This is a genomic window from Pandoraea sp. LA3 (assembly GCF_022696215.1).
In the GTDB taxonomy this organism is placed as follows: Bacteria; Pseudomonadota; Gammaproteobacteria; order Burkholderiales; family Burkholderiaceae; genus Pandoraea; species Pandoraea capi.
On sequence record NZ_PTPY01000024.1, the window covers coordinates 39,610 to 65,675 of the forward strand.

A 26,066-nucleotide genomic window follows, 5' to 3' on the forward strand; every position below is an offset into this window, starting at 1 on the left:
ACAAATGACCGTGGAACGTTTGATCGACGTGGGCGATGCCCAACTGCGCGTGGCTATCGATGGCGACGACCATGCGCCAGCGCTCGTGCTCTCGAACTCGCTGGGCACGACGCTGGAGATGTGGGCGCCGCAAGTGCCTGCGTTTGCACGTGAATTCCGTGTGATCCGTTACGACACGCGGGGGCATGGCGGTTCGTCTGTCACGCCCGGGCCGTACGTGATCGATCAACTGGGGCGCGACGTCGTCGCCCTGCTCGACGCACTGGACATCGAGCGCGCCAGTCTCGCCGGGGTGTCGATGGGCGGCATGACGGGCATGTGGCTGGGCATTCATGCGCCGCAGCGTCTGGATCGCCTCGCCATCGTCTGCTCGTCGGCGCATATCGGTGCGGAGGATGTGTGGAACGGCCGCATTCGTGCCGTGCAGGCCGACGGTATGAACGCGGTGACGGACGCTGTCGTGTCGCGCTGGTTCACGCCGGAATATGCGCAGCGTGAGAGCGCCACCGTCGAACGGATGAAGGCGATGTTCCGCTCGCTCGCCCCGGCGGGTTATGCCGCGGCATGTGCGGCGGTGCGCGACATGAATCAACTCGATGAGATCGCCGCGATCACGGCACCGACGCTGATCGTGACCGGCGCTGGCGATCTGGCCACGCCGCCCGCCATGTCGACGGCCATGGTCGAGCGCATTCGCGGCGCGCAGCAGGTGATCGTGCCCGGGGCGCATCTGTCGAACATCGAGTGCGCTCCTGCCGTGACTGACGCGTTGCTGAGCTTCCTGCGCGGCTGAGCGGTTGCGATGGCGCCGATGTCGTTCTGTCGGCGCGATCATCAGTCACCTTGGTATGTCGCCCTCGCGGGATGCCCGGGCCACATCAGGGCAACAGTTCTGCGGACAGCGCCGAGTCGTCACCCAGATGTGCGTGTTGCGCCGTACGCCGGAAGGCGGACGGCGTCACGCCGACATGGCGCTTGAACACGCGGCAGAAATACGCCGGGTCCTGAAACCCGAGTTCGTAGGCGACGTGCGAGACCGGCGCGGGAATGTAGATGAGTTTGCGCCGCGCTTCGAGCATCAGACGATCCTGCACCAGATCGAACGCCGATTTTCCCGAGATACGCCGGCACAGACGATTGAGCTTGCTCTCCGTCACATGCAGGCGTTCGGCGTAGGCGGGCACGGCCCACGCCTCGGTGTAGTGCGTTTCCACGAGCGCGCGAAACCGCGCGAACAGATCCAGTTCCGTGCGTCCCGTGCGCGTGGCGGAATCGTGATGTGCATGCAGGCGTGCGAGCAATAGCAGCACGCTGCGCGTGAGCCATCCGACCATTTCCGCGTGCCCCAGTTGCGGGCGCGAAAACTCGTCCATGATGAGACCGAGCAGCGTGTAGAGACGATCGCGCGTCTGCGGCGCATCGGCCAGCGCGAACAGCCACGGTTTGCGAAGCAGCGAGGACATGTCGGCATCCGCACCGATGGCGGCGTCGAACGGCACGCTCTGCGCCATGGTGAGCACGAAACCGTGCGCGCCGCGCGAGAAGCGGAAGTTGTGCACGGCCGACGGGTGCACCGTGATGACGGCGGGGCCTTCGACTTCCCACGTCGCATCGTCGACATTGGCCTCGACCTTGCCCTCGAAGATCGCGAGCACCTGAAACAGACCCAGATGGCGATGCGTATCGATATGCCAGTCGTAGAGACGGCTGCGTGTCTCGATCCATTCGATATGGACGAAGTCGCCGCTGTCGGTTTCGGTCAACTCGCCGTACAACGAGAATTCCGGAATCGCCTCGCGCGCCGCGCGCAGCCGGGATGACGCGCCTGACATACTGGTTTTCCCTTGGTCGAAGTTGTCGAAAAAGTACAAGAAAGTCGCCGATTCATCCATTCAACGCGACGTGCGCGCTCCATAAGATATGACGCATTCGCCCCTCGTGACAAGGCGTTAAAAAAGCACTTAGGACAGGCGCGCGGGCATGCGTGTTTACGCGTAGTCCTAAGTGGGTGCAGCGAGCGTGAGACAACCAAGAAATGCAATTCGTCCGCTGCCGGGGCTTCCCTCTTTTGCCTCGCTTTTGCCTGATTCATGTCGCGAGATGCCCGGCGCAGGTGTGCCGGACGTGGGCGGTGCAATCACAGGAGACAACCTATGCGCACCCATTACCCCGTCGTCATCGTCGGCGCTGGTCCCGCCGGCTTGCTGCTTTCCCATCTGCTGCATCTCAAGGGGATCGATTCGATCGTGCTCGAATCGCGTTCGCGTTCGGCGGTCGAGTCGACCATTCGCGCCGGTGTGCTGGAGCAGGGCACGATGGACATCCTCAACGACACGGGTGTGGGTGAGCGCATGCGCCGTGAAGGCGCGGTGCACCACGGTGTCGAACTGGCCTTCGGCGGGCAGCGTCATCGCATCGCGCTGACCGAGCTGACCGGGCGCTCGATCACGGTCTACGCGCAGCACGAGGTCATCAAGGATCTGATCGCGGCGCGTGAGGCGGCGCAGGGCGAGATCCTGTTCGATGTCTCGGACGTGTCGGTTCACGACGTCGACAGCACGCAACCGAGCGTGCAGTTCACCGTGGACGGACAACCGCGACGCCTCACCTGCGATTTCATCGCCGGCTGCGATGGCTTCCACGGCGTGTGCCGTCCGGCCATGCCCGCGTCGGTGCGCAAGGAATACCAGCGCGTGTACCCGTTCGGCTGGTTCGGCGTGCTGGTCGAGGCCCCGCCGTCGTCGGACGAACTGATCTACGCGGCACACGAGCGAGGCTTTGCGCTGATCAGTACGCGCTCGCCGACGGTGCAGCGCATGTACTTCCAGTGCGATCCCAACGAGCGTGCCGAGACGTGGAGCGACGCGCGCATCTGGGAAGAACTGCACACGCGCACGGAGAGCGACGACGGCTGGCGTCTCACGGAAGGCCCGATCTTCCAGAAGAACGTGGTCGCCATGCGCAGCTTCGTCGCCACGCCGATGCAGTACGGACGTCTCTTTCTCGCGGGCGACGCTGCGCACATCGTGCCGCCGACCGGCGCGAAGGGGATGAACCTCGCGGTGGCCGACGTGTGGCGGCTGTCGCACGCGCTCGACGACTTCTTTCACCGCGACAGTGAGGCGGCGTTGCAGGGGTATTCGGAGGCGGCGCTCAAGCGCATCTGGCGTGCGGAGCATTTCTCATACTGGATGACCCGCATGCTGCATCGTCTGGACGACGCCACGCCGTTCGAGCAACAGATGCAGCGCGCCGAGCTGGAGTACGTGGTGAGTTCGCGTGCGGCGTCGCTGATGCTGGCGGAAAACTATGTCGGCCTGCCGCTCGCCTGAGCCGGAGCCGTTTGAACGGGTCTGAGCGGGGCTGAGCGGGTCTTAGCGGGCCTGAGTGTGCCTGATGGGGCAGCGCGCCGTGGTCACCGCCTCAAGGACTACACCACCGGTGTGCTATAACCGCCACCGGTGGCGTCACGCATAACCGCCCGTTATGGATGGCCTGACGAAAGATCATTTCGACAGGCGGGATATGGACGTACATTAGCGGCAGAAATCGGCTTTGCCGCAGTGCCGCCATGCCGCATCAAGACGGCAGGACGGCCAGACCCCCGGCGCGCGCGCCACCCCCGACACACGGATGCGCACCGGCGGTGATCGATTTCCAAAAAAATAATGGAATGAACAACGGAGCGCTCGCGCCCCGAGGAGACAGCGTCATGAATCATCCGCGCACGGTGGACGTGCCCGCCTACATCAACGCTCAGCGCTTTTCCAGCTATCAGTGGCTGGTGCTGATCCTGTGTTTCTTCATCGTGGCCATCGACGGCTTCGATACTGCTGCCATCGGTTACATCGCGCCGTCGCTGGTACAGCAATGGCATATCGACAAGGGCTCGCTCGGCCCGGTGCTTTCGGCCGCGCTGTTCGGGCTGGCAGGCGGGGCGATCTTCGCCGGGCCGCTGGCCGACAAGGCAGGCCGCAAGACCGTACTCGTGTTGTCTGTGGTGTTCTTCGGCGTGGCGAGTCTTGCCACGGCCTTCGCACAGGATCTTCAGACGCTGACAGTGCTGCGCTTTCTGACGGGCCTGGGACTCGGCGCCGCCATGCCGAATGCCGTGACGCTGATTTCCGAATACGCGCCGCAAGCGCGCCGTGCGGTGATTGTCAACACGATGTTCTGCGGCTTTCCGCTCGGCGCTTCCGTTGGCGGTTTCGTGGCCTCGTGGCTGATTCCGCATTTCGGGTGGCATAGCGTGCTGGTGCTCGGCGGCGTGCTGCCGCTGGTGCTCTCGGTGTTGCTGATTGCGTGCCTGCCGGAGTCGGTGAAGTTTCTCGTGGTCAAGCAGAAGCCGGTGGCGCGGGTGCGTCGTATTCTGTCGCGTATTGCGGGCGAATCGTTCGACGATGTGAACACCTTCACCGTGAACGAAGCCGCGCCGAAGCGCGCCGGCTCGGCCATCGGCGTGGTGCTCTCGAAGCAGTACGGCTTTGGCTCGGTGATGCTGTGGGTGACCTACTTCATGGGTCTCGTGATCTTCTACCTGCTCACCAGCTGGATGCCGATCCTGTTCAAGGACGCGGGCTTCACGGTCGAGCGCGCCGCCCTGATTACGGCCTTGTTCCCGCTCGGCGGCGGTATCGGCACGATCCTGTCGGGCTGGCTGATGGACAAGTTCAACGCGCAGAAGGTGGTGGCGGTCGGCTACGCGCTCACGGCGGTGCTGGTGTATGCGGTCGGGCAGGCGATCGGCGACATCGGCATGCTCGTCACGCTGATCTTCCTCGCGGGCACGGCGATGAACGGCGCGCAATCGTCGATGCCGTCGCTGGCCGCCATGTTCTACCCGACGAATGGCCGTGCCACGGGCGTGGCATGGATGCTCGGCATCGGACGCTTCGGCGGCATCGCCGGTGCGTTGCTCGGCGCGGAACTCGTGCGCCGTCATCTGGGATTTTCCGCGACGTTCTCGCTGCTGGCGATTCCGGCGGTGATCGCGACGATCGCACTGCTCGCAAAGAACGCATGGGAGCGCACGCGCGGCGACGTGCCGGCGCAGAACGCGGCCGAAGCCCGCAATTCCGCGGCGATGCACTGATCGACGGATCGACGATTGACCTGGCAGTTGCTGTACCGGACGCGGCGCCTTGTGCGCCGCTTTTTTTATGGCAGGCAGAGCGTGAGCGGAACGTCAGCGCTTCCCAAGCGCGTCGATCATCGCCATCGCGGCGGCCGGGTTGCGCTCCTTGAAGCCGCTGATGACATAGAGGAACACGTCGCGGTGTTTGGCCTGGGGCGGCGCTTTGGCGACGGTGTCGAGATCGTCAGGCATGCCACCGGCGGCGAACGTCGTCGCGCGGTCCAGCCATTGCGCCATCGCCTTCGGGGCATAACCGAGTTTGTAGCGCTCCTGCGTGCCCATTAGCCGCGCGTAGACGAACGGCGCCGTGACGTCGGCGATGCACGGAAACTTGGCATCACCGGCGAGCACGATGGCCATCTCGTACTTGCGCGCCAACGCGACGAACTCGGGTGTCGCAAAGCTCTCGTGACGCACTTCCAGCGCATGACGGATCGTGTGTCCGCCCGCCGTTGTCGGCAGCAGATTCAGGAAGTGTTCGAAGTCTTGCGCGTCAAACGTCTTCGTCGGTGCGAATTGCCAGTTCACCGGGCCGAGTTTCCTGCCAAGTTCCAGCACGCCGCTGTCGAAGAAGCGCGCCACGGAGTCGCCCGCTTCGGCCAGCACGCGACGATGCGTGGCGTAGCGCGACGCCTTCACTGAGAACACGAAGTCGTCTGGCGTTTCTTCGAACCAGTTGCGAAACGTCGCAGGCTTTTGCGAGCCGTAGAACGTGCTGTTGATCTCGATGGAGGTGAGATGCTGGCTCGCATATTCGAGTTCGCGGCGCTTGGGCCACTTCTCGGGATAGAACGTGCCTTGCCACGGGGCGAAATTCCAGCCGCCGACGCCAATGCGAATGCGAATGCGCTTGTCGTCGGTGGCGGGAGTCGGCGTCTTGGGGGATCGGGTCGTCGCCATCGGGGAGTGACGCACGCGGCGGTGCGTTGTCGGTGGGATCAAGTCCCCGATGGTGGATCAACGACGTGGCGCGCGTCAACCTTGTACGAATGCACGCCACGTGCCAGTGGAGATCGACGCTCAGACGCGCTTGCGTCCCAGATGCAGCATGCGCTCGCGCACTTCTTCTTCTGAGCGCCAGTGTTCGGCCGGTTTCACCAGATCGCTGCGACTGATGATGCCGACGAGCCTGCGTGACGTCGCATCGCTCACGACCGGCAAACGCTCAAGTTGATGCGCGGCGAAACGTGCGGACACGATGCGGCCGGTCTCCGAAGGCAGCGCGACGAGCGGTGGATTCACGCCGTACAACTGCCCGAGCGTTTGCAGTCCCTGCGTCTGCGCGCGGGTGAGCGCCTGCCGGTCGACCATGCCAAGGACGGCGCGCGACGCATCGACGACCGGGTAGGCGCGATGACGCTGACTCGCGCCGAACGCCTGCTGCGCGGCGTCGTCGATGGACATCTCGGCACGCAGCGATTCCGGTTCACGTGTCATCAGTTCGCCCACGTGCAGGCGCTCCAGCGGATCGACTCCGTATTCGCGATGGATGTGGCGTCCGCGTCGCGCGATTTTCTCCGTCATGATCGAGCGCGGCATGATCCAGATCGTGACGCCGTACGACACGCCGCAGGTCAGCAGCAGCGGCAGCAGGGCGTTGACGTCGTGCGTCAGTCCCAGCGCGAAGACGATCGCCGTGAGCGGTGCGCCAAGCACGCCTGCGAGCGTGGCGGCCATGCAGACGAGCGCCCAGAGCGTGATGTCGCCGCCGGGCAGCATGGGCGCGAGCAACGTGCCGAGGCCCGCGCCGATCATGAGCAGCGGCGCGAGCACGCCGCCGGACGTGCATGACCCCAGCGCAATCGCCCAGATGAGTGCCTTGACGAGCAGCAGCGCGAGCGCGGCGTGCATCGTGAAATGTCCGGCGAGCAGATCGGCGATGACGTCGTAACCGACGCCCAGCGCGCGCGGTTCGAGATAGCCGCCAATGCCCACGGCAAGACCGCCGATGGCAGGCCACCACATCCAGTGCACGGGCAGCTTGTGGAAGGCGTCTTCGATGGCGTACAGCGCGCGCGACATCGCGGCGGAAAGCAGGCCCGCGCACACCCCGGCAATCAGGCACGAGACCAGCGCAATGGGCGAGACGGCGGGGGTGGTCATCGGAAAGAGGGGGCCGGCTTCGAGCAGCAGCGGGCGGGCGAAACCGGCGACGGCGCACGCCACGATCACCGGCAGCAGACTGCGCGGCCGCCATTCGAACAGCAGCAGCTCCACGGCCAGCAGCACGGCGGCGACCGGCGTGCCGAAGACTGCCGTCATGCCCGCCGTGGCGCCAGCCACGAGCAAGGTCTTGCGCTCGGCGGCGCTCAGGTGGAAGTACTGCGCGATGAGCGAGCCGATGGCGCCGCCCGTCATGATGATCGGGCCTTCCGCGCCGAACGGGCCGCCGCTGCCGATCACGATGCCGGACGAGAGCGGCTTGAGCACGGCTACGCGCGGCGACATCTTGCTCTTGCCGAACAGAATCGCCTCGATGGCTTCGGGAATGCCGTGACCGCGAATCTTGTCGCTGCCGAAGCGCGCCATGACGCCGACGATCAGACCGCCGATGACGGGCAGGGCAATGACTGCGATGCCGAGGGTGTTTTGCGACGGCGAGTGCGCGGCGAACGAGAGCGTCTGATAGAAGAAGAGGTTGGTGAACCCCTGAATCAGATTGAGCAGTAGCCAGGCGGCGGGCACACCGCAGAAGCCGATGACGGCCGCCAGTGCAATGAGGCGCGGCAGCCCCGGCGCGCGCGCGAAATCGCGCGCATGCGCGGGAAGCGGCATCGGGGCGTGTGTCGACGCCGATGCCTGTGCCGGAGTGGAATGAGGAGCAGAAGCCATGACGGTACCGGGATTACAGATGGACACCACGAATGTGGAAGATGTCGGCGAAGGTGCTCAGTTCGTTGCGATGCTGGGCGGCGAGATTCGCCAGACACGCTTCGCCCGCCGGGGACAGATGAATTTCCACGACGCGCCGGTCGCTCTCGTTCTGACGACGCGTGACGAGCCCGGCCTTCTCGCAGCGGGCGACGAGCGCGACCACGCTGTGATGCACGGCCTGAAGCCGCTCCGCTAATTCACTGATAGACGCCCACTCCCGCCCGGGGATACCTTTGACGTGCAGCAACAACAGATACTGCTGCGGCGTGATGCCTCCCTCGCGTGCGGCTGTCTCGCTGAAATTGAGAAAGCGCCGCAGCCGATAACGAAATTCCGAGAGCGCCTCGAAGTCGCTCTTCGTCAGGGCGTGCGCTGTGATCGGCGTGTCGGGCCCCTCGGGGGCATGTTGCGGCGCCGGATGGTCCGGGGGAGTCGATGCAGTCATAAGTCAGCGGCTAAGAATATGGGAGACGTCTGAAAGCCGAAAAATATATCACATCACGATATAAATGATGGTCTTAGGGATAGCCGGGGTGACAAATCTGGGCGGTCGCGTGCAGAATCGCGAAAAAACGAGACTCAGTCGTTACTGGAAACTCGATCCCCGCCAGGACGTAGCAGTGCCGGAGTGTGGTTTGCCAATCGTCGCTAGCCGGCGCAGGCGTCTTCCGAGCGGGCCGACCTCTGACAGGGAGGAGACATGGCTTCCACGGTCCGACGCCGCTGGCGTACGGGAACGTTGTTGTTGCTGTCGGTGGCACTCGGTTCGACCGTTGCCGCTTATCACTACGCCACTGGTTTCGAAATCGGCGGCGGCGTCTTTCAGCAGATCGGTTTCGGACGTCAGGGCACGTCGTCCGGACCGGGCGCGCACGCGCGCGGCGCCCCGCGGCAATGCGCGGGAAGCGATTGCCGTGACGACGGCGAATCTCCGCCACGCTGAACCCCACGTTTTAAACGCCTTCCTGAGCACGGATACCCCGGATCGGCTCCGCCTGGACCGTCGATCCGTCGTCCCGGCCCCGCGCTTGTTGTGCGGCGGCAACGCATGCTCACGGCCAATCTGACTGTCACAGGCCGCGTGCTAGCATCGCGGCACTAAACCAGAACGATGCCGGATACCACGGCAAACGTCAGGGGCGCAACATCTCAGCGGGGAATGTAGTGAAGTTTGATTTCGGAATACACCGTAGGACCGGTCGCGCCTATTGCTACGCGATCTCACCCTCTGCAACGACGATCGACACGGGCATGCGCGAACGCAGTTCGCCGTCTCAACGATCCGGGTTGTCAGCCGACGCTCGCCAATCCTCGTTCTCGACGTGGCCCAACGCCATCTAACGTCTCTCTCCCTTTTTTGAGTCGCAAGTAACACATGAACTGCAAGGCAATGGCTTTTGCCGTGGCGGCGCTCGCATGCACGGCGCATGCGCACGCCATCGAAATGTACGGCGCCGTGGGCACCGAAGGTCTGGGCTACGGTATGGGTGTCGGTATCACGCGTCATATCGGTGCGCGTGCCGACGTGAATGGATTGGCGCTGTCGCATAGCTTTACGGCCGGTCAAGTGCGCTACAACGGCAAGGCGCGTTTCCTGCACGGCGGCATTTATGCGGACTTTTTTCCGGCCCCCGCAACGTTGCCGTTCCGCCTGACGGCGGGCGTGCTGGTCGGCAACGACCATGTCGATCTTGTGGGCCACGCGGTGCAGGATGTCTATGTCTATCGCGGCGTAGCCTATCCGACGGCAGGGCAGTCGGTGACCGGTCGTATCAAGCTGCCGACGGTGCGCCCGTATCTCGGTATCGGTTTCGGCCACGCACCGGAAGGCACGCCCGGCTGGTCGATGTCGTTCGACGCCGGTGTTGCGTACGGCCGGCCGAAGGTCGACCTTAACGTGTCGCCGTTCATCACGACTATCGTCGGACAGGCAACCGTCGATGCACAGCGTCAGGAGCTTCAGGACAAGGCCGACCGGCTTCGCTTCTACCCTGTCGTAAAGCTCGGCGTGACGTATCGCTGGTAATGCACGTTTGCGGCCCGGCGAAGCGCAACGCTTGCCGGGCCGTGACCGCCAGCGTCATCCGTCTCGCTCGTTACACGGCGATTGCGCTTCACATGCCGCGTCTTCGATCTGAATCGTGGCGTGCTCCACGTTGAAGCGCGTGGCCAGCCGTTGCTGCACGGCGACCATGGCGTCGCGCGTGCTCACGCCGGGCGCGGGCACGGCATGCAAGGTGATCATGTGACGCTCGCCCGTAATCGACCACGCGTGGATGTGATGCACGCTGCGCACCTGCGTCACTGTGGCTTCCAGATCGGCTTTGATGTCGGTGGGATTGAGCGAGTCGGGCGTGCCTTCGAGCAGGATGTGGGCGGATGACTTCACGATGCCCCACGCGCTCTTCAGAATGATGAGCGCCACGAAGATCGACAGCAGCGGGTCGATGGGCATCCAGCCGGTGAGCAGAATGACGACGGCCGCGACGATCGCCGCTGCCGAGCCGAGCATGTCGCCCAGCACGTGCAACCAGGCGCCGCGCATGTTCAGATTCTCGCGGTTGCCGCCATGCAGCACCATGAACGCGGCGATGTTCGCGAGCAGCCCCGCAAACGCCACGATCAGCATCGTCGTCCCCACAATCGGTACCGGCTCGGCAAACCGCCGGATCGCTTCGATCACGATCCATCCCGCAATCACGAACAACGCGCATCCGTTGACGAATGCCGCCAGCACTTCGAGCCGCTTGTAACCGTAAGTCAGTTGCAGCGTCGCCGGTCGCTTGCCGTAGTGAATCGCGATCCAGCTGAAAGCGAGTGCGGCCGCATCGCTCACCATGTGACCGGCGTCGGCGAGCAGTGCAAGCGAACCGGAGAGCAGGCCGCCGACGATTTCGATCACCATGAAAACCGCGATGAGCACGAAGGCGATGCCGATCCGTCGCTGATCGGTCACGCCACTGGCATGACTATGACCTGCGTGGCTGTGTCCCGCATGGCTGTGTCCGGCGTGCGTGTGGTGAGCGTGATCGTGGTCGCCGCCTTCATCGCTGCCGTTGCTGTGCGGATGATCGTGGTCGTGCGCCTCGTGCGATAGGTTTGGCATGGCTTACCTCGCGTCGGGATGCCTCGATTGTAATCCTGCGCTGCTTGTCTGCCTTAGCGTCTGCCTGATGACGGCACGTCGAAGGCGCGCCCGTCAGGCACAGAGGCGGGGAGTGAGAGGTCGCGCGGTAATATCCCGCGATGGACTCCCTCCTTGCCGCTTCCGCCCGCGCGCTGGCCGCGGGCGATCCGCTCGGCGCATTGCGCCGTGTCGCCCTTCGCGACGATCCGCCGGCGCTTGCGCTGCGCGGGATCGCGATGGCGCAGCTCGGCGATTATCCCCTCGCCCGTGATCTGCTCAAGCGGGCGGCGCGTGGCTTTGGTGCACATGAAGCACTCGCGCGGGCACGGTGCGTCGTCGCCGACGCCGAAGTCGCGCTCGCCATGCGCGATCTCGGCGGTACCCTTCGCGCATTGCAGACGGCGGCGGCGTATCTCGCGTCGCATGGCGACGCACCGAACGCCATGCTCGCGCGGCTCATCTTGGCCCGGCGTCTGCTGCTGATGGGCAAGCTCGATGCGACGGCGCAGGCCCTCGATGAGGTGCCCCACAGTGACATCCCGGCACGTCTCGTTGCCGTGCATGCCCTGATTGCGGCGGAACTGGCGCTGCGCACCCTGCGCGTCGACGACGCACGTCATGCGCTTGGCCGCGCACGATCCGCCGCCGACACCGCCGGTGTGCCAGCGCTGCGCGCGGAGATCGACGGTCTTCATGACGTGCTGACGCGCCCCGCGGCGAGACGGTGGCAGCGCGGCAGAGAGCAGACGGTATCGATCGAAGCCGCCGCAGCGCTGGTGCACTCCGATACGCTGGTGATCGACGCCTGCCGTCGTGGTGTCGGCACGGGCAATGTGTGGCGTCCGCTGGCGAGGCGTCCGGTGCTCTTTACGCTCGCGCTGACGCTGGCCCGCGCCTGGCCGGGAGACGCCTCGCGCGAACGCCTGATCGCCGAAGCGTTTCACCTGCGCCGTCCCGAGGATATGGACGAGACGCATCGCGCACGTCTGCGCGTCGAGATCGGGCGTCTGCGTACGCTGCTTCGAGGCATCGCCGATATCGATGCCACGGCGGCTGGTTTTGCGCTGCGACCGTGTGGCCGCGCAGGCATTGCAAGCGAACCGGATGTCGCCGTGCTGCTTCCGCCCATCGATGGCGAACGGGCATCGCTCGTTGCGCTGCTGGCCGACGGCGCCGCGTGGTCGACGTCGGCGCTCGCGCTGGCCCTCGGCGCCAGTCAGCGCACGGTGCAGCGTGCGCTGAGCGAACTGGAGGCGCAGGGACGGGTTCGTGCGATCGGTCTGGCGCGCGCGCGTCGCTGGATGGCGCCTCCGCTCACCGAATTCACGACGATATTGTTACTCCCTGCCGGATGGGCGTTTGGCTAGAGTGGACTTGCGCGCCGAACGTGGCGTCTCTACAGAAAAGACAGGAGCCTGACATGACGAGCAAACCCCAGCAGCAAAGCCGCCTTCAAACGACCGCCGTGAGCGCGGCCGACATCACCAGCGAATATGGTCCGTTCCCGGGCTTCGATCGCATCCACGGGGTGACCTTCGACGGACGGCAGGTATGGGCCGCTACCGGCGAAGCGCTGGTGGCCTTCGATCCGTCGAACGGTGCAGTCAGCCGCACGCTCGATGCGCCGAGCGATGCCGGTACCGCATTCGACGGCAAGCATCTCTATCAAATCGCGGAATCGCGCATCGACAAGATCGATCCGTCGACCGGTCGCGTGCTGCATTCGATCCCGGCGCCCGCCGACCGGGGCAGCAACTCCGGGCTCACGTGGGCCGAAGGCAGCCTGTGGGTCGGTCAGTACCGCGACCGCCGCATTCTGCAAATCGACCCGGCGGACGGACGCGTGTTACGCACCATCGTGTCCGACCGCTTCGTCACGGGCGTGACGTGGGCAAACGACGAACTGTGGCACGGCACGTGGGAGAACGAACAGAGCGAGCTGCGTCAGGTCGACCCGACCAGCAGCGAAGTCCTCAAGCGCGTGCAGATGCCGGATGGCGTGGTCGTGAGCGGCCTGGAGTACGACGGACACGGGACCTTCTACTGCGGCGGTGCAACCAGCGGCAAGGTGCGCGCTGTGCGCTACCCCAAGGCCTGACGCCCCCTTGTCCGCATGGCCGCCGCCGGGGTCGCGGCGAGGCCATAGCCGTCAGGCTATCGACACCGATAGTCTGGCTTAATCGCATAGATTCTAATAATCAATTTCTATTGATCGATAGCATTCGGCATACTGGCAACACTTTCCACCCCGTCCAAGAGACAACGTCATGCCGATCATCAACACCCAGATCAAGCCGTTCAAAGCCAACGCCTACCAAAATGGCGACTTCATCACCGTGACCGACGAGACCCTGAAGGGCAAGTGGTCGGTGGTGGTGTTCTACCCGGCCGACTTCACCTTCGTGTGCCCGACCGAACTTGGCGATCTGGCCGACAACTACGAAGAATTCAAGAAGCTGGGCGTTGAAATCTACAGCGTCTCGACCGACACGCATTTCACGCACAAGGCCTGGCACGACACGTCGGACACGATCCAGAAGATCCAGTACCCGATGGTTGCCGACCCGACGCTGGCGATCTCGCGCAACTTCGACGTGCTGATCGAGGAAGAAGGTCTGGCCCTGCGCGGCACGTTCGTGATCAACCCGGAAGGCGAGATCAAGCTGTGCGAAATCCATGACAACGGCATCGGCCGTGACGCCAAGGAACTGCTGCGCAAGGTGCAGGCCGCTCAGTACATCGCCGCTCACCCGGGCGAAGTGTGCCCCGCCAAGTGGACGCCGGGCGCTGAAACGCTGAGCCCGTCGCTCGACCTGATCGGCAAGATCTAAGCGTCACGCACTACCGAAACCGCATCGTAGTTTCGTTGCTGTAAGCGCCGCTCCCGTCACAGAGCGGCGTGTCCTGCCGGCGCGCGGGTCCCCCCTAAACCCCGCTGCGCCGGCACCCAACCCCGAATTCCCGACAACTCATCTGCGCCAGCCGACGGCCGACGCGGTGGACCTCGCTCACCCTATCGAGACGGAAACAAAGCCATGTTGGACGCGAACCTCAAAGCCCAGTTGCAAACGTACCTCCAGAAAGTCACGCGCCCCATCGAGATCGCCGTGTGGCTCGACGATAGCCCCAAGTCTGCCGAAATGAAGGCGCTGGTCGACGAGATCGCGCCGCTGTCGGACAAGATTGCCGTCGTGTCGCGTGATGACGCCAACGAGCGTCGTCCGTCCTTCGCGATCGGCACGCCGGGCGAGGCGCCGCGCATTCGTTTCGCAGGATTGCCGATGGGGCATGAGTTCACGTCGCTGGTGCTCGCGCTGCTGCAGGTCGGTGGTCATCCGCTCAAGCTCGACGACGACACCATCGCGCAGGTTCGCGATCTCGATGGCGATTTCCGCTTCGAGACGTACATTTCGCTGTCGTGCCAGAACTGCCCGGAAGTCGTGCAGGCACTGAACGTGATGGCGCTCATCAATCCGCGCATTCAACAAGTCACCATCGACGGTGCGCTGTTCCAGAGCGAAGTCGAAGCGCGTCAGGTGATGGCGGTGCCGACGGTGTTCCTCAACGGCGAATCGTTCACGCAAGGCCGCACCAGCGTGAAGGAACTGCTCGCGAAGCTCGACACGGGCGCGACCGCACGTGCGGCCAAGGCGCTCGAGAACAAGCCGGTCTACGACATGCTGATTGTGGGCGGTGGCCCGGCAGGGGCCGCCGCAGCCATTTACGCGGCGCGCAAGGGCATCGTGACGGGCGTCGTCGCCGAGCGCTTCGGTGGTCAGGTGCTCGACACGATGGCGATCGAGAACTTCGTCTCCGTCACGCACACCGAAGGGCCGAAGTTCGCCACGGCGCTGGAGCAGCACGTGAAGTCGTATGACGTCGACGTAATCGACACGCAGCGTGCCGAAGCCCTGATCCCTGGCAAGATTCACGAAGTGCATCTGGCCAGCGGCGCGGTGCTCAAGGCCCGTGCCGTGGTGCTGGCGACCGGCGCGCGCTGGCGCGAAATCGGCGCACCGGGCGAGCGCGAATACCGCAATCGTGGTGTCGCCTACTGCCCGCACTGCGACGGCCCGTTGTTCAAGGGCAAGCGCGTTGCCGTGGTCGGTGGCGGCAACTCGGGCGTGGAAGCGGCGATCGATCTGGCGGGCATCGTCAAGGAAGTCACGCTGATCGAATACGGCACGCAACTGCGCGCCGACGAAGTGCTCCAGCGCAAGCTGCGCAGCCTGCCGAACGTGCGCGTGCTGATGAATGCGCAAACGACGGAAATCGTCGGTGACGGCCAGAAGGTCAACGGTCTGACGTATCTCGACCGTGCCACGGGCGAGCGTTCGACGATTGCGCTCGAAGGCGTGTTCGTGCAGATCGGTCTGGTGCCGAACACCGAGTGGATCAAGGGCACGGTCGCGCTCTCGCGTCATGGCGAGATCGAGGTCGATGCCAAGGGTGCGACGTCCGTGCCGGGCGTGTTCGCGGCGGGCGACGTGACGACGGTGCCGTTCAAGCAGATCGTGATCGCCGTTGGCGAGGGCGCCAAGGCATCGCTCGGCGCGTTCGAGCATCTGATGCTCAGTTCGGTCGAAGACGAGATGGTGGCGGAAGCCGCTGCAGTGGCGGCCTGATTCCGACGAGGGCGTTGCGGTCATAGGATCGCAGCACCGATCGACATGCATTACGCGAAGCGCCCATGACATCGTGCATGGGCGTTTTGCTTTTCCGTGCGACGTCAGGCGCCCGGCCTGCGTCGCTCATCCATCGATCCGCTCGACGCTGACATTGCCTGCGCCCGACACTGTGCCGGTAATCCGTAGCATCGGATCGAGCCAGTCCGTCATGGTCCAGATGTCGTGGGTGACACGGCGTTGCCACACGCGCAGCGGCGTTTCGCTCATCGGCAGCCCTGAGAGGTCGATGGCGCTCATGCTTTCCAGTGTGGTGCCGCCGACCTTGACGAGACTTTCCTTGCGCGTCCACAGACGCAGCCACGCCAGCGCACGCGGCGACGGCGCGTGATGCGTAAATGCCACGCTTGCAAACGCGCCGAGTCGACTGCGCTCGCGCGCGTTCACGCCCGGCAGATCAATGTCGAGCGATAACGCTTCGTCCCAGTGTTCGATGTCGATGCCGACCGGCGCGATGGCGCATGCTGCCGCGACCGCACCCCGGGTGTGGCTCAGGCTGACATGCAAGCCGGGATGGGCGGGCAGGCGAGGGCGTCCGTGCGCACCGCCGCATTGTTCGCAGCGCTGTACGAGGATATAGGTGCGCGCGGCCGCCCCCGGCGTGTCGGGACTACCCGTGACGCGCGCTGCCGCCACGCGCGCAAGGATGTGTGCCGCCACATAATCATCCCGATCGGCCGGTCGGGAAAAGGCATCGGCGCGCTTGCGCTCGTCCGGCGTCAAATGTGCCGTCCATCCCCTGAAGCGAGCCAGCACACTGGCTGACGTCCCGTATAGCGCCAGCCCGGTGAGTCCAGCGAGCGTGCTGAACGCATGGCGTGTGTTGATCCCCTCTGACCCGCTCGGCTTGTCATGGGTTTGCGTGGCCGTATTGTCGTTTGTCATCGTGTGTCGTGCGCCGCTTCGGCGGCGAGGACAAATGACGGACTCCAAGCAATTTGAATGCCACCGTGAACCGGCTGCCTCGCGCGGCTGCGTTCGTAACGCCTGCCAAGTGTTCGACGCGCGCTCACGCGCACGGACACCTGTCGCAACGTGCGACAGGTGTCGCAGTGCCGGACAGCTGTACGGTCATTTCGACGGGAGAAAAACCGTCTCGCGGCGCACGATGCTCACGACATCCCGCACACGATAAATCCTCGTCCGAAGCATTGAGCGCGTGCAGGCATGCGGGTTGTGAGAGGGTGGTACGCATTGCGATTCAGGCTTGAGGGAAATATCAGGCTGGCGAACACCGGAATGGTTCGAAACTTGCATGGTGATGACGACGTACCGGTGTCGCTTGCCTGTCATCCTTGCGACGCCGGACCCACGACCACACCACAGGAGTTTTGCGATGCTGCCAACACGCCGGCTTGGGAATCAGGGACTGGAAGTCCCCGCCATTGGACTCGGTTGCATGGGTATGAGCTATGCCTATGGCCCCTCAGACGATACCGAGTCGGTTCGCGTATTGGAACGGGCATTGGAAATGGGATGCAACTTCTTCGACACCGCGGAGGTGTACGGACCGTTCGATAACGAACGCCTGCTCGGACGTGTGCTCAAGGGGCGTCGCGACAAGGCGATCATTGCGACCAAGTTCGGATTCCGCTTCGAGAATGGTGCGGTGACGGGCGCCGATAGTCGTCCCGAGCACATTCGCGAGGTCGTCGATGCCAGCCTCTCACGACTGGGTACCGATTACATCGATTTGCTCTATCAGCATCGCGTCGATCCCAATGTGCCGATCGAAGACGTGGCGGGCACGGTCGGCGAACTCGTCAAGGCAGGCAAGGTGCGCTACTTCGGATTGTCGGAAGCGGGTGAACGAACGATTCGTCGCGCGCACGCCGTGCATCCGGTCAGCGCGCTGCAAAGCGAATACTCGCTCTGGCATCGCGATCTGGAAGCATCGATCCTGCCGTGCCTGCGTGAGCTGGGTGTCGGGCTTGTGCCCTTCGCACCGCTCGGGCGCGGCTTTCTTACGGGCACGGCACGCCGCGCAGAGGACTTCCCTGAAGGGGATTCCCGCCGTACGTCCGACCCGCGTTTGCAGGGCGAGAACTTCGACGCGAATGTGAAGCTGGCAAAGACGCTCGCAGGCTATGCGACACAGGTCGGCGCAACACCGGCACAACTGGCGCTCGCGTGGCTGCTCTCGCGCAGCGACGACATCGTGCCGATTCCCGGCACCCGTCGTGTGAGTCGTCTTGAGGAAAACCTGGGAGCGGCGAGTCTGCACCTCGACCCCGCCATGACGCGAACGCTCGACGCGCACTTCGGTGCAGGAGCGACGACCGGATCTCGTTACAAAGCGACGGCCATGATGGCGCTGCTGGCCGACCCGGCATAAGGCAGAGGAAGTCAGGAAAGACGCAGCAGGGTAGTAAGACAGCGGTAAGGAAGACGGGCGGCACACATCGCCGCCCGTCGACGGGCTTAGCGTTCCGAGCCGAGCAAGACGTCGCTGCCCATGTCGCGCACGTGAGGAATGTGAAGTTCGCGAAGTTTGCGATAGAGCGACGTGCGGCAGATGCCGAGTTCGCGGGAGGCGGCCGAGATGTTCCAGCGCCGCGACGACAGCACGCGAATGATGATTTCACGCTCGCCGTTGGCAATGGCCGAAAGCGTTGCGATCGGGGCAATCCGAATATTGCCGGGCGGGCTGGGCAGCGAGGTGACCGGCGCCGCTGCGCGAGTGGCCGCAGATGTCGCGCTTTGCACGAGATTCGCCGGCAGATCGTGCACCCGGATCGTGTCGTCGCTTTTGACGGCACACGCGTACTGAACCGCAGCACGCATTTGACGCAGGTTGCCCGGCCAGGAGTAGGAGAGCAGCAGCTCACGGGTTTCGTTGTCGAGCGATGCAAAGCCGGCGTTGCCGCGCGACTCCGCGGCGATCATCGTATCGAGCAACCAGGCGCGGTCTTGCCGTAGTCGTAGAGGGGGGAGATGCACGATGCCGACGGCGACCCGATAGTAAAGGTCCTCGCGAAACGCGCCCGCCTGAACCCGCGATTCCAGGTTCTGGTGCGTCGCACAAATGAGTTGAAGATCGACGGGCACGGGCGTGGCGGAGCCAATAGGCGTGACCTCCCGTTCGGAAAGCACGCGCAGCAAACGCGTCTGTTGTGCGAATGGCATGTCGCCGATTTCGTCGAGAAACAGCGTGCCGCCATCGGCCTGCACGACCTTGCCTTTCATGCCGGTATTGAGCGCGCCGGAGAATGCGCCGCGTTGATAGCCAAACAGTTCGCTTTCGATGAGGTTTTCCGGGATCGAGCCGCAATTGACCGACACCATGCTGGCGCGACGGCGGGCGCTGTAGTCATGCAGCGCCCGTGAGAGGTATTCCTTGCCGGTACCGGTTTCTCCGAGAATCAGGATGGGAAGCTGGCGATCGATGAGCAGTCGGGCACGGGCAAGGGTCGCCAGCATTGAGGAGTCGTTACCGCAGAGCCGATCGAGCGATGGCCTGGACGAAGACTGAAAGTTTGCGTTTGAACGGGCCAGCGGATCGTGGGCGTACATAGCGTCTCTCATTGACTTTATAGGAATTGGCGAGCGCTGCGTTTGGCGGCGCAATATCGCATCGTGGCGACTGCCGTGGGGGTGCTCCATAAAGCAAAACCAAGGATAGTTCGATTTTCGAGAGGTCTCCAATACCATATGATGCGATGACTGATACCGGTTCGCTATGAATAGAAACCGATGTTCTTTACAGGGGGAGAAGGCTCCATGGAACTGAGGCAACTTCGCTATTTCGTAGTACTGGCTGAAACACTTCACTTCGGGCGCGCAGCGAACCTGCTGCATATCTCGCAACCGCCGTTATCGCGTCAGATCGCGATGCTCGAAGAGGAGTTGGGCGTTGTACTGTTTCAACGCACACAGCGCAGCGTCGCGCTCACCGCGGCAGGACAGCGTTTCTACCGCGATGCCCGCTCGGTGCTCGCCACGCTCGACCAGGCACGCTCGCACGCGCGTGCTGCCGAGGTCGGCGATTCCGGCATGCTCTGTGCCGGCTTCATGTTTGCCGTCGCGTGCAGTGTGTTGCCGGTGCTCACGCGCGCGTTTGCCGCGGCATTTCCGCGTATCGAAGTCAAACTCAAGGAAACGATTCCGACCGAACTGGCCGATCAGTTGCGCTGCGGGAAAGTGGACGTCGGCATCATGTATTCCTCCGATGCGACCGACGAACTGTGCACGGAAACCATCTTTCGCGAGCCGCTGGTGGCGGCGCTACCCGCCGGTCATCGGCTTGCGGCCCGCACGGCGATCTCCATCGGCGAGTTGCGCGATGACGCTTTCATCATCTCGCCGCGCGAGGCGTCGCCCTTCATCCACAACACGATTACCGAGCATTGCCGTCAGGCGGGGTTTTCACCACGCGTGCGGCTCGAGACCAACTTCCAGCAAACGATCGTGAATCTCGTCGGACAGCGGCTTGGCGTGGCGCTCGTGCACAGCTCGATGCGCAGCACGCGCGCGGAGAACGTGCAGTTCGTGCCGTTGCTGCACGCGCCGCACATCGACGTGGCGCTCGTGTGGAACGAGAAGAGCAGCAATCCCTGCGTGCCACGCTTCGTGCAGACGGCGCAAAACCTCGGATTGTTCGAGCCGTCCGACGCCACGCTTCAGGCGTGTGCGTGAGACACCGTCGTCACGGAGATTGCAGGCGTAGCGGCGACGACGGCGTCCGGAGGGCTTCAGGAGACAGTGATTCAGGAGACGGTGAGACAGGCTTCTGTCGTGCGAAGTCGCGCCTTGATGGCCTGTGCGAGACGTGCGATGCCTGTCTCGATCTGCGAAGGCGTCGCGGTCGTGAACGTGAGGCGCATCGTGTTGGCCTTCGGCGCGACGGCGTGGAACGACGCGCCCGGAATGAACGCGACGCCGCGTGCGAGCGCATCGTCGAACAGACTCGCGCTGTCGATACCGGCCGGCAACGTCACCCAGAGGAACATGCCGCCCGTGGGACGTGTCCAGGACACGCCCTCGGGCATCTGCTCCGCGAGGCATTTGAGCATGAGAGCACATTGCGCGCGGTAGCGCAGGCGAATGGCGTCGAGATGGGTGTCGTATTCGCCATCGGTCAGCAGGGCATGCGCGAGCCGTTGCGTGATGCCCGTCGTATGCAGATCGCTCGCCTGCTTGGCTTGAAGCAGCTTGACCATCAATTCTTCGGGCGCGACGACATAACCCACACGTAAGCCGGGCGCGATGACTTTGGAGAACGAGCCGAGATGCACGACGCTGTCTGGCGCCATCGAAAGCAGCGACGGTGGCGTGACGCCGCTATAGACAAGCTCACCGTATGGGTCGTCTTCGACGAGCAGCAAGCCGTTGCGTGCGGCTTTCGACACCAGCGCGATTCGCCGATCGAGCGCGAGGGTGCGCCCCGTCGGATTCTGGAAATTCGGCTGGGTGTAGAGCAGTCGCGCGTTGCGCATCGACGCTTCGTCCATACGCTCGGGAAGCAGCCCTGCGGCGTCCGCAGGCACCTCTTCGAAGACGGGCTCGTACTGTGCAAGTGCCTGCACGGCGCCGAGGTACGTCGGCGTCTCGATCAACACGCGCGAGCCCGGATCGACGAGCACGCGTGCGACGAGATCGAGGGCCTGTTGCGAGCCGGTCGTCACGAGAACCTGCGAAGGACTGACAGCGGCGCCCTGGCGCGTGAGCCGTGCGGCAATCGCCTCTCGCAACGGCAGGTAGCCCTCGGAGGGTCCGTATTGCAGTGCACCGACCGCGTCACGTTGCAGAATGCGCTCGACCGACGCCTGAAGGCGTTCGACCGGCAGCGCATAGGGCGAGGGCAGACCGCCCGCGAACGAGATGATGTCGGGCCGCTCGGCGACCTTGAGGAGTTCACGCAGCGCCGACGGCTGCATGCGTTGCGTGCGCGCCGCGAGTTGCCAGCGGCCGGCGGGCGGGAGATGTCTGTCCATGAGGCGGTCCGTGACGAAGCGAAATGAGGAGGGATCGCCCCCACGGTGCGACGTGCGGGGGCGGGAAGCATGAGACGAATGCGCGATGCCAGCGAGGGAGGTCGACGAGGAAGGTCAACGTCGGCACCCGCGCCGGCACCGCCGAACGATCACTCGTTGAACATCTTGCGCAGGTTGTCCATCGCCATCTTGAGGAAGCCGACGGCGAAGGCGTCGAACGCCGGTTGATCCTTCGGGTTGCCCGAACGCGCTTCGCCCACGATGCGATAGGTCGCCGTACAGGCTTTGTCGCCGCGCGGCACGACTTCCATCGACGCCCACATGTTGCCGATGTCGAACGTCGTGTAGATCAGCGTCCAGCTCATTGTCATGGCGTCGTCGTCACGCGTGTTGAGTTGCTCCACGACCAGATCGCCGCCGGTGAAGTGCTTGTGACGCAGCGAGCGCGGGCCCGTCGCGGTGCCGGTCATCTGGATGTATTCCAGCCCGGTGACGAAACGGTTGTAGCCGTCGAAGCGGCCCACGATGTTCCAGACGTCGCGCGCAGAGGCATCGAGGTCCGCAACACCGGCGTGAACCGTCGTCGTCAGGTTGTGGATCAGCGTATCGGGTTGCAGTTCGGTGCGGACTTTTTGCAGCATGATGAACTCCTCGATAGAGAAAAAAGGGACTGCGCGAATATCAGTGGGTATGACGATTGGCCGGGCGATCAGGCGACAGATGCAGTCTCCGTCTCGCGTTCGGTGCGCCGGGTACCGCTGCCGCCCGGCTCGGGCAGGAATCCGCTGTCGATGAGATAGCGGAAGTGATGGGCGAGCAGCGCGTCATCCTTGCGCGGATACGCGATGCCCAGACGTTGCAGTGCTTGCGCAGTCTCCCGATGGGCAATGCGCGCCATGTCGCCGATGTCTTCCTGACTGTCGTCGAGATAGAACGCGACCACGTCGAACAGCGCGTTGCTCTCGTCGATGGATGTCAGCCGGTTACGCCAGTCGGCAGGCTCCTCCAGTGCGAGCGAGTAGCCGCACTGCGCGAGCGCGCCGAGATAGTCCTCCCACGTCAGCGGTTGCGGGTTCTGGAGATGGAACACGCGCAGTTCGCGCTGTGGATCGGTCGTGCAACGCACCATGGCGCGCGCGAGGAAGTCCACCGGCGTGAAGTCGAAGTCGGTGTCGCCGGCGGGCGCGGCGCCCAGTTGCAGCGAACCTTTGACGAGCAGCAGGATACGGTTGCGCGTCGGCTGGCACAGCCCCGTGCCCGCGACACCCGTGATGTTTCCGGGGCGCAGGATCGTCGCATCGATGCCGCGCTCGGCCGCTTCCCAGACCAGATGCTCCGCCACCCACTTCGTCACGTTGTAGCCGTTGTTCACGAAAGCCGGGGCGTTGCGCGCGGGTCCCTGCTCCAGCACGTGACCGTTGGCATCCACGGCGCTCGCGGCGGACAGCGTCGAGACGAAGTGCATCGACTTGTTGCGGAACTCACAGGCGAGGCGCAGCAGTTCGAGCGTCGCGCCGACGTTCGCGTCGTACAGATACGGATAGTCGTAGACGTGGTTGACGTGCGCGCCGTTGTGATAGATCGCGTCGATGTCGTGGGCGAGCGTGCGCCAGGTTTCCGGCGACAGACCGAGCCGGGGCTGGGTCAGGTCACCGAGAACGACCTTCAGTCGGGGATGCCCGGCGAGCGAGGCCAGTCCGTTGGCCTGGAACGCCTGTGCCAGCCGTGCCTCACCTTCCTTCTGGCTCGCGGCACGCACCATGCAATGCACGGTGGCCGAGGTCTGTGCGATCAGCTCGGCGGCGATGAACGTGCCGAGGAAGCCGTTCGCGCCGGTCAGCAGCACCGCACGTGCGCGATCTGCCACCGGACGAAGACCGTCGACCGGACGGATGTCGTCGGGCAGCGCCATGTCGTCGAAGACCCGCTGCGGAATCCGTTCGCCCTTGTTCACATCGTCGTTCGCGAGCAGCGAAGCGAGCGCGCCGATGGTCGGTCGCTCCATGAAGCGCGCCAGCGGTGCGTTGCCGCCGAACTCCTTCTTGACGGCGAGCATCAGCCGCGAGACGAGCAACGAGTGGCCGCCGAGGTTGAAGAAGGAGTCGTCGCGGCCGATCTCGAACGGTTCGAGATCGAGCAGGCGCGCCCACAGCGCACGCAGATTCGTCTCGGTCTCGGTGAGCGGTTCCTGCGCTTCGGCGTCGGTCGGCAGGGCACGCTGCACGGACAGACGAGCGAGCGCACTGCGGTCGATCTTGCCGTTGTTGGTCGCGGGCAGTGCGTCGAGTACGACGATCTCGAACGGCACCATGTAGTCCGGCAGACGCGCCACGAGCAGGTCGCGCAGCGCGTCGCCCGTGGCGCCGGCCGTCAGCGTGCGGGCGACGAAGCCCCGGATGCGCTTGCGGTCGTCGACCACGCAGGCGCATTGGCCGAAGAGACCGGTGGCCAGCGCGGCGGATTCGATCTCACCGAGTTCGACGCGGAAGCCGCGAATCTTGACTTGCGCGTCGCGGCGTCCGACGAAGTGCAGCAAGCCGTCATCGTCCCATTGCACGATGTCGCCCGTGCGATAGAGCTTCTCGTCGCGCGCTGACGGCCAGGTTCCGGTCGGGTCGGCGAAGGGGTTCGGCACGAAGCTGCGCTCGCTCAGATCCGGACGGTGCAGATACCCGTCGGCCACGCCGGCACCGGCCACGCACAGTTCGCCCGGCTCGCCGGACAGCGCGGGTTGTCCCGTCTCCGTGAGCACGTAGCAGCGAACATTCGCGATGGGACGACCGATCAGGCGGTTGCTGTCACCGGCCTTGAGGCGCGCGATGGTGACGAGCACGGTGCACTCTGCCGGGCCGAAGATGTTGTGGAATTCGCGTCCCTGACTCCAGCGGGCGATCGTGTCGGGGAAGCACACGTCGCCGCCGGTGAGCAGGTGACGCAGCGCGGGCCACTGCGCGTCGGGCATGACCCCGAGCAAGGCGGGAGGCAGGAAGGCGTGCGTGACGGCTTCGCGTTCGATGAGCGTGCTGAGGTCGTCGAGCGCGTGGCGTTGCGCCTCCGTCGGAATCACCAGTGTCGCGCCCGCCAGGAACGTCGGGAAGATGTCGAGCAGCGAGACGTCGAACGCGACCGTGCAGAACTGCAACGCGCGCGAACTGGCGTCGAGGCCGATGTAGTCGCGATACCAATGGCAGAAGTGAACGATGTTCCGGTGCGTGAGCATCACGCCCTTGGGCGTGCCCGTCGATCCCGACGTGAAGATCGTGATGGCGCAGCGACTGGCGCGGTCCTCGAAACGCTCTACCGGCCATGCCGTCACGCCGATGGCCACGTTCGCGACGTTGAGCGAGCGCAGCCGGATGACCTTGATGTCCAGGCCGTCGAGGATGCTCGTGTCGAAATCGTCGTCGGTGATGAGGCAGGCGGCGCGGCTCTGTTCGAGGATCTGGCGCACGCGCTCGGGCGGGAACGACGGGTCGAGCGGCGCATAGGCCGCACCCGCGCCGATCGCGCCGAGAATCGCCGTGTACAGCAGTCGCGATTTGGGCAGGCGTACGGCGACGACATGCGGCGAGCCGTCGTCCGGTGTGGCTTTCGGCAGGAGCGCGGCGAGATCGATCGCGAGCTTCATCGACGCCGCGACGAAGGTCCGGTAATCGACATCGCCGTGTTCGTCGCGCAGTGCGATGGCGGTGGGGGCCGCCAGTGCGCGGCGCGAGACCATTTCCGGCAGCGAAGGCTCCAGCGAGATCGTGCGTGCCGTTTCGTTGCTCGCATGCCAGCCCGTCAGACGGTGCAGATCGAGGGCAATGCTGCCCGGCGGCACTTCGGCGACGGCGCGTGAGGCGAGCGCTTCGGGCGTCAGGATGTCGCGGCCGAGCTGGCTGACGATATCCACGAGCATGGCTTCGGCTTCGGCATCGATTTGCGCGACGAGGTCGGCGCCGCAACGCGGACTGCCGAAGTCACATTCGGCCGTGGCGACATCGATGTCGCCTTTCGCCCCGGGCCATTGCCAAGTGAGCGATGCGCGTGAGGGCGGGAAGGCAGGCGCGTAGGCGCGGAACGTGAGCACCTGCCGCGCGGTGCAGGCGATTTCCGGGGTGATGTCGCCACAGTCGATGCGCCACTCGACGGCGAGCGGCGCGGTGCCCGGCGTGGGGACGAACGCCCCCAGTTGCTCGGCCATCTCCGTGAGCGGGCCGCCCGTGTGGCTCAACGGGGTCACGTCGTGCCCCATGTCGTGAAGGGCGGCGAACAGGCGCGCCCCGAGGCGGTTGTTGCCCGCAATGGCGAAGGAAATCGCTCTCATGACT

At 64.6% G+C, this 26,066-nt stretch carries 21 protein-coding genes; 11 read left to right on the forward strand and 10 right to left on the reverse strand.

The features are described 5' to 3' along the window. Positions 1-4: 4 nt before the first annotated feature. Positions 5-793, forward strand: a complete 789-nt coding sequence (gene pcaD / locus C5N93_RS05650; RefSeq protein ID WP_242558577.1) for a 3-oxoadipate enol-lactonase — start codon at positions 5-7, stop codon at positions 791-793. A gap of 85 nt (positions 794-878) precedes the next feature. On the opposite strand, the gene C5N93_RS05655 is transcribed toward pcaD, so the two are convergent. Then, positions 879-1,832, reverse strand: coding sequence for a helix-turn-helix domain-containing protein (locus C5N93_RS05655; protein ID WP_242558578.1), 954 nt, complete (start codon positions 1,830-1,832; stop codon positions 879-881). Between the two features lie 321 nt (positions 1,833-2,153). On the opposite strand from C5N93_RS05655, the gene pobA reads away from it, so the two are divergent. Further along, positions 2,154-3,332: a 4-hydroxybenzoate 3-monooxygenase gene (pobA, locus tag C5N93_RS05660; protein ID WP_242558579.1), complete on the forward strand. Its 1,179-nt coding sequence runs from the start codon at positions 2,154-2,156 to the stop codon at positions 3,330-3,332. A 380-nt stretch (positions 3,333-3,712) separates the two neighbouring features. Further along, the gene (locus tag C5N93_RS05665) at positions 3,713-5,092 is read left to right on the forward strand and encodes an MFS transporter (RefSeq protein ID WP_242558580.1); all 1,380 of its coding nucleotides are present in this window, start codon (positions 3,713-3,715) and stop codon (positions 5,090-5,092) included. A gap of 93 nt (positions 5,093-5,185) precedes the next feature. On the opposite strand, the gene C5N93_RS05670 is transcribed toward C5N93_RS05665, so the two are convergent. The 3 genes from C5N93_RS05670 to C5N93_RS05680 form a co-directional block, all read right to left on the reverse strand. After that, complete coding sequence (locus C5N93_RS05670; protein ID WP_242558581.1) at positions 5,186-6,034, reverse strand: DUF72 domain-containing protein; 849 nt, start codon at positions 6,032-6,034, stop codon at positions 5,186-5,188. A 120-nt stretch (positions 6,035-6,154) separates the two neighbouring features. Further along, the gene (locus tag C5N93_RS05675; RefSeq protein ID WP_242558647.1) at positions 6,155-7,909 is read right to left on the reverse strand and encodes a chloride channel protein; all 1,755 of its coding nucleotides are present in this window, start codon (positions 7,907-7,909) and stop codon (positions 6,155-6,157) included. A 70-nt stretch (positions 7,910-7,979) separates the two neighbouring features. Next, positions 7,980-8,453, reverse strand: a complete 474-nt coding sequence (locus tag C5N93_RS05680; protein WP_242558582.1) for a MarR family transcriptional regulator — start codon at positions 8,451-8,453, stop codon at positions 7,980-7,982. Positions 8,454-8,708: 255 nt separating this feature from the next. On the opposite strand from C5N93_RS05680, the gene C5N93_RS05685 reads away from it, so the two are divergent. Both C5N93_RS05685 and C5N93_RS05690 read left to right on the forward strand, forming a co-directional pair. After that, positions 8,709-8,951: a hypothetical protein gene (locus C5N93_RS05685; RefSeq protein WP_069342159.1), complete on the forward strand. Its 243-nt coding sequence runs from the start codon at positions 8,709-8,711 to the stop codon at positions 8,949-8,951. 432 nt (positions 8,952-9,383) lie between these two features. After that, on the forward strand, positions 9,384-10,034 hold the full coding sequence (locus C5N93_RS05690) for a hypothetical protein (RefSeq protein WP_242558583.1): 651 nt from the start codon (positions 9,384-9,386) through the stop codon (positions 10,032-10,034). A gap of 54 nt (positions 10,035-10,088) precedes the next feature. Here the strand turns inward: C5N93_RS05690 and C5N93_RS05695 are convergent, their stop codons facing one another. Next, positions 10,089-11,114 carry a cation diffusion facilitator family transporter gene (locus C5N93_RS05695; RefSeq protein ID WP_242558584.1) on the reverse strand — a complete coding sequence of 342 codons (1,026 nt, stop codon included), beginning with the start codon at positions 11,112-11,114 and terminating at the stop codon, positions 10,089-10,091. A gap of 140 nt (positions 11,115-11,254) precedes the next feature. Here C5N93_RS05695 and C5N93_RS05700 point away from each other — a divergent pair, with 140 nt between their 5' ends. From C5N93_RS05700 to ahpF, 4 genes are all read left to right on the forward strand, one after another. Next, positions 11,255-12,502, forward strand: coding sequence for a helix-turn-helix domain-containing protein (locus C5N93_RS05700; protein WP_242558585.1), 1,248 nt, complete (start codon positions 11,255-11,257; stop codon positions 12,500-12,502). Between the two features lie 53 nt (positions 12,503-12,555). Beyond that, the gene (locus tag C5N93_RS05705) at positions 12,556-13,233 is read left to right on the forward strand and encodes a PQQ-binding-like beta-propeller repeat protein (protein WP_242558586.1); all 678 of its coding nucleotides are present in this window, start codon (positions 12,556-12,558) and stop codon (positions 13,231-13,233) included. 169 nt (positions 13,234-13,402) lie between these two features. After that, positions 13,403-13,966 carry an alkyl hydroperoxide reductase subunit C gene (ahpC, locus tag C5N93_RS05710; protein WP_069342163.1) on the forward strand — a complete coding sequence of 188 codons (564 nt, stop codon included), beginning with the start codon at positions 13,403-13,405 and terminating at the stop codon, positions 13,964-13,966. A gap of 204 nt (positions 13,967-14,170) precedes the next feature. After that, positions 14,171-15,760 carry an alkyl hydroperoxide reductase subunit F gene (gene ahpF, locus C5N93_RS05715; protein WP_242558587.1) on the forward strand — a complete coding sequence of 530 codons (1,590 nt, stop codon included), beginning with the start codon at positions 14,171-14,173 and terminating at the stop codon, positions 15,758-15,760. A gap of 126 nt (positions 15,761-15,886) precedes the next feature. On the opposite strand, the gene C5N93_RS05720 is transcribed toward ahpF, so the two are convergent. After that, a complete protein-coding gene (locus C5N93_RS05720; protein ID WP_242558588.1) occupies positions 15,887-16,705 on the reverse strand; it encodes a 4'-phosphopantetheinyl transferase superfamily protein in 819 nt (272 codons plus the stop codon). Positions 16,706-17,156: 451 nt separating this feature from the next. On the opposite strand from C5N93_RS05720, the gene C5N93_RS05725 reads away from it, so the two are divergent. Further along, positions 17,157-18,155: an aldo/keto reductase gene (locus C5N93_RS05725; protein ID WP_242558589.1), complete on the forward strand. Its 999-nt coding sequence runs from the start codon at positions 17,157-17,159 to the stop codon at positions 18,153-18,155. Between the two features lie 86 nt (positions 18,156-18,241). On the opposite strand, the gene C5N93_RS05730 is transcribed toward C5N93_RS05725, so the two are convergent. Next, positions 18,242-19,555, reverse strand: coding sequence for a sigma 54-interacting transcriptional regulator (locus tag C5N93_RS05730; RefSeq protein WP_242558590.1), 1,314 nt, complete (start codon positions 19,553-19,555; stop codon positions 18,242-18,244). Here C5N93_RS05730 and C5N93_RS05735 point away from each other — a divergent pair. Further along, the gene (locus C5N93_RS05735; protein ID WP_150722653.1) at positions 19,541-20,455 is read left to right on the forward strand and encodes a LysR family transcriptional regulator; all 915 of its coding nucleotides are present in this window, start codon (positions 19,541-19,543) and stop codon (positions 20,453-20,455) included. The two genes, C5N93_RS05730 and C5N93_RS05735, sit on opposite strands and share 15 nt — an antisense overlap. A gap of 71 nt (positions 20,456-20,526) precedes the next feature. Here the strand turns inward: C5N93_RS05735 and C5N93_RS05740 are convergent, their stop codons facing one another. From C5N93_RS05740 to C5N93_RS05750, 3 genes are all read right to left on the reverse strand, one after another. Further along, complete coding sequence (locus tag C5N93_RS05740) at positions 20,527-21,753, reverse strand: PLP-dependent aminotransferase family protein (protein ID WP_242558591.1); 1,227 nt, start codon at positions 21,751-21,753, stop codon at positions 20,527-20,529. Positions 21,754-21,902: 149 nt separating this feature from the next. Beyond that, positions 21,903-22,394, reverse strand: coding sequence for an SRPBCC family protein (locus tag C5N93_RS05745; RefSeq protein WP_150722651.1), 492 nt, complete (start codon positions 22,392-22,394; stop codon positions 21,903-21,905). Between the two features lie 68 nt (positions 22,395-22,462). Further along, positions 22,463-26,062 carry an amino acid adenylation domain-containing protein gene (locus tag C5N93_RS05750; RefSeq protein ID WP_242558592.1) on the reverse strand — a complete coding sequence of 1,200 codons (3,600 nt, stop codon included), beginning with the start codon at positions 26,060-26,062 and terminating at the stop codon, positions 22,463-22,465. Between the last annotated feature and the right edge of the window lie 4 nt (positions 26,063-26,066).

Excerpts from the sequence above, each read along its gene's own strand:
- C5N93_RS05680 (WP_242558582.1), bottom strand. The coding sequence starts at position 8,453 with ATGACTGCATCGACTCCCCCGGACCATCCGGCGCCGCAACATGCCCCC.
- pcaD (WP_242558577.1), top strand. The coding sequence starts at position 5 with ATGACCGTGGAACGTTTGATCGACGTGGGCGATGCCCAACTGCGCGTG.
- C5N93_RS05750 (WP_242558592.1), bottom strand. The coding sequence starts at position 26,062 with ATGAGAGCGATTTCCTTCGCCATTGCGGGCAACAACCGCCTCGGGGCG.
- C5N93_RS05675 (WP_242558647.1), bottom strand. The coding sequence starts at position 7,909 with ATGCCGCTTCCCGCGCATGCGCGCGATTTCGCGCGCGCGCCGGGGCTG.
- C5N93_RS05725 (WP_242558589.1), top strand. The coding sequence starts at position 17,157 with ATGCTGCCAACACGCCGGCTTGGGAATCAGGGACTGGAAGTCCCCGCC.
- C5N93_RS05700 (WP_242558585.1), top strand. The coding sequence starts at position 11,255 with ATGGACTCCCTCCTTGCCGCTTCCGCCCGCGCGCTGGCCGCGGGCGAT.
- C5N93_RS05665 (WP_242558580.1), top strand. The coding sequence starts at position 3,713 with ATGAATCATCCGCGCACGGTGGACGTGCCCGCCTACATCAACGCTCAG.
- C5N93_RS05740 (WP_242558591.1), bottom strand. The coding sequence starts at position 21,753 with ATGGACAGACATCTCCCGCCCGCCGGCCGCTGGCAACTCGCGGCGCGC.
- C5N93_RS05685 (WP_069342159.1), top strand. The coding sequence starts at position 8,709 with ATGGCTTCCACGGTCCGACGCCGCTGGCGTACGGGAACGTTGTTGTTG.
- ahpF (WP_242558587.1), top strand. The coding sequence starts at position 14,171 with ATGTTGGACGCGAACCTCAAAGCCCAGTTGCAAACGTACCTCCAGAAA.
- C5N93_RS05695 (WP_242558584.1), bottom strand. The coding sequence starts at position 11,114 with ATGCCAAACCTATCGCACGAGGCGCACGACCACGATCATCCGCACAGC.
- C5N93_RS05670 (WP_242558581.1), bottom strand. The coding sequence starts at position 6,034 with ATGGCGACGACCCGATCCCCCAAGACGCCGACTCCCGCCACCGACGAC.
- ahpC (WP_069342163.1), top strand. The coding sequence starts at position 13,403 with ATGCCGATCATCAACACCCAGATCAAGCCGTTCAAAGCCAACGCCTAC.
- pobA (WP_242558579.1), top strand. The coding sequence starts at position 2,154 with ATGCGCACCCATTACCCCGTCGTCATCGTCGGCGCTGGTCCCGCCGGC.
- C5N93_RS05745 (WP_150722651.1), bottom strand. The coding sequence starts at position 22,394 with ATGCTGCAAAAAGTCCGCACCGAACTGCAACCCGATACGCTGATCCAC.
- C5N93_RS05690 (WP_242558583.1), top strand. The coding sequence starts at position 9,384 with ATGAACTGCAAGGCAATGGCTTTTGCCGTGGCGGCGCTCGCATGCACG.
- C5N93_RS05720 (WP_242558588.1), bottom strand. The coding sequence starts at position 16,705 with ATGACAAACGACAATACGGCCACGCAAACCCATGACAAGCCGAGCGGG.
- C5N93_RS05735 (WP_150722653.1), top strand. The coding sequence starts at position 19,541 with ATGGAACTGAGGCAACTTCGCTATTTCGTAGTACTGGCTGAAACACTT.
- C5N93_RS05655 (WP_242558578.1), bottom strand. The coding sequence starts at position 1,832 with ATGTCAGGCGCGTCATCCCGGCTGCGCGCGGCGCGCGAGGCGATTCCG.
- C5N93_RS05705 (WP_242558586.1), top strand. The coding sequence starts at position 12,556 with ATGACGAGCAAACCCCAGCAGCAAAGCCGCCTTCAAACGACCGCCGTG.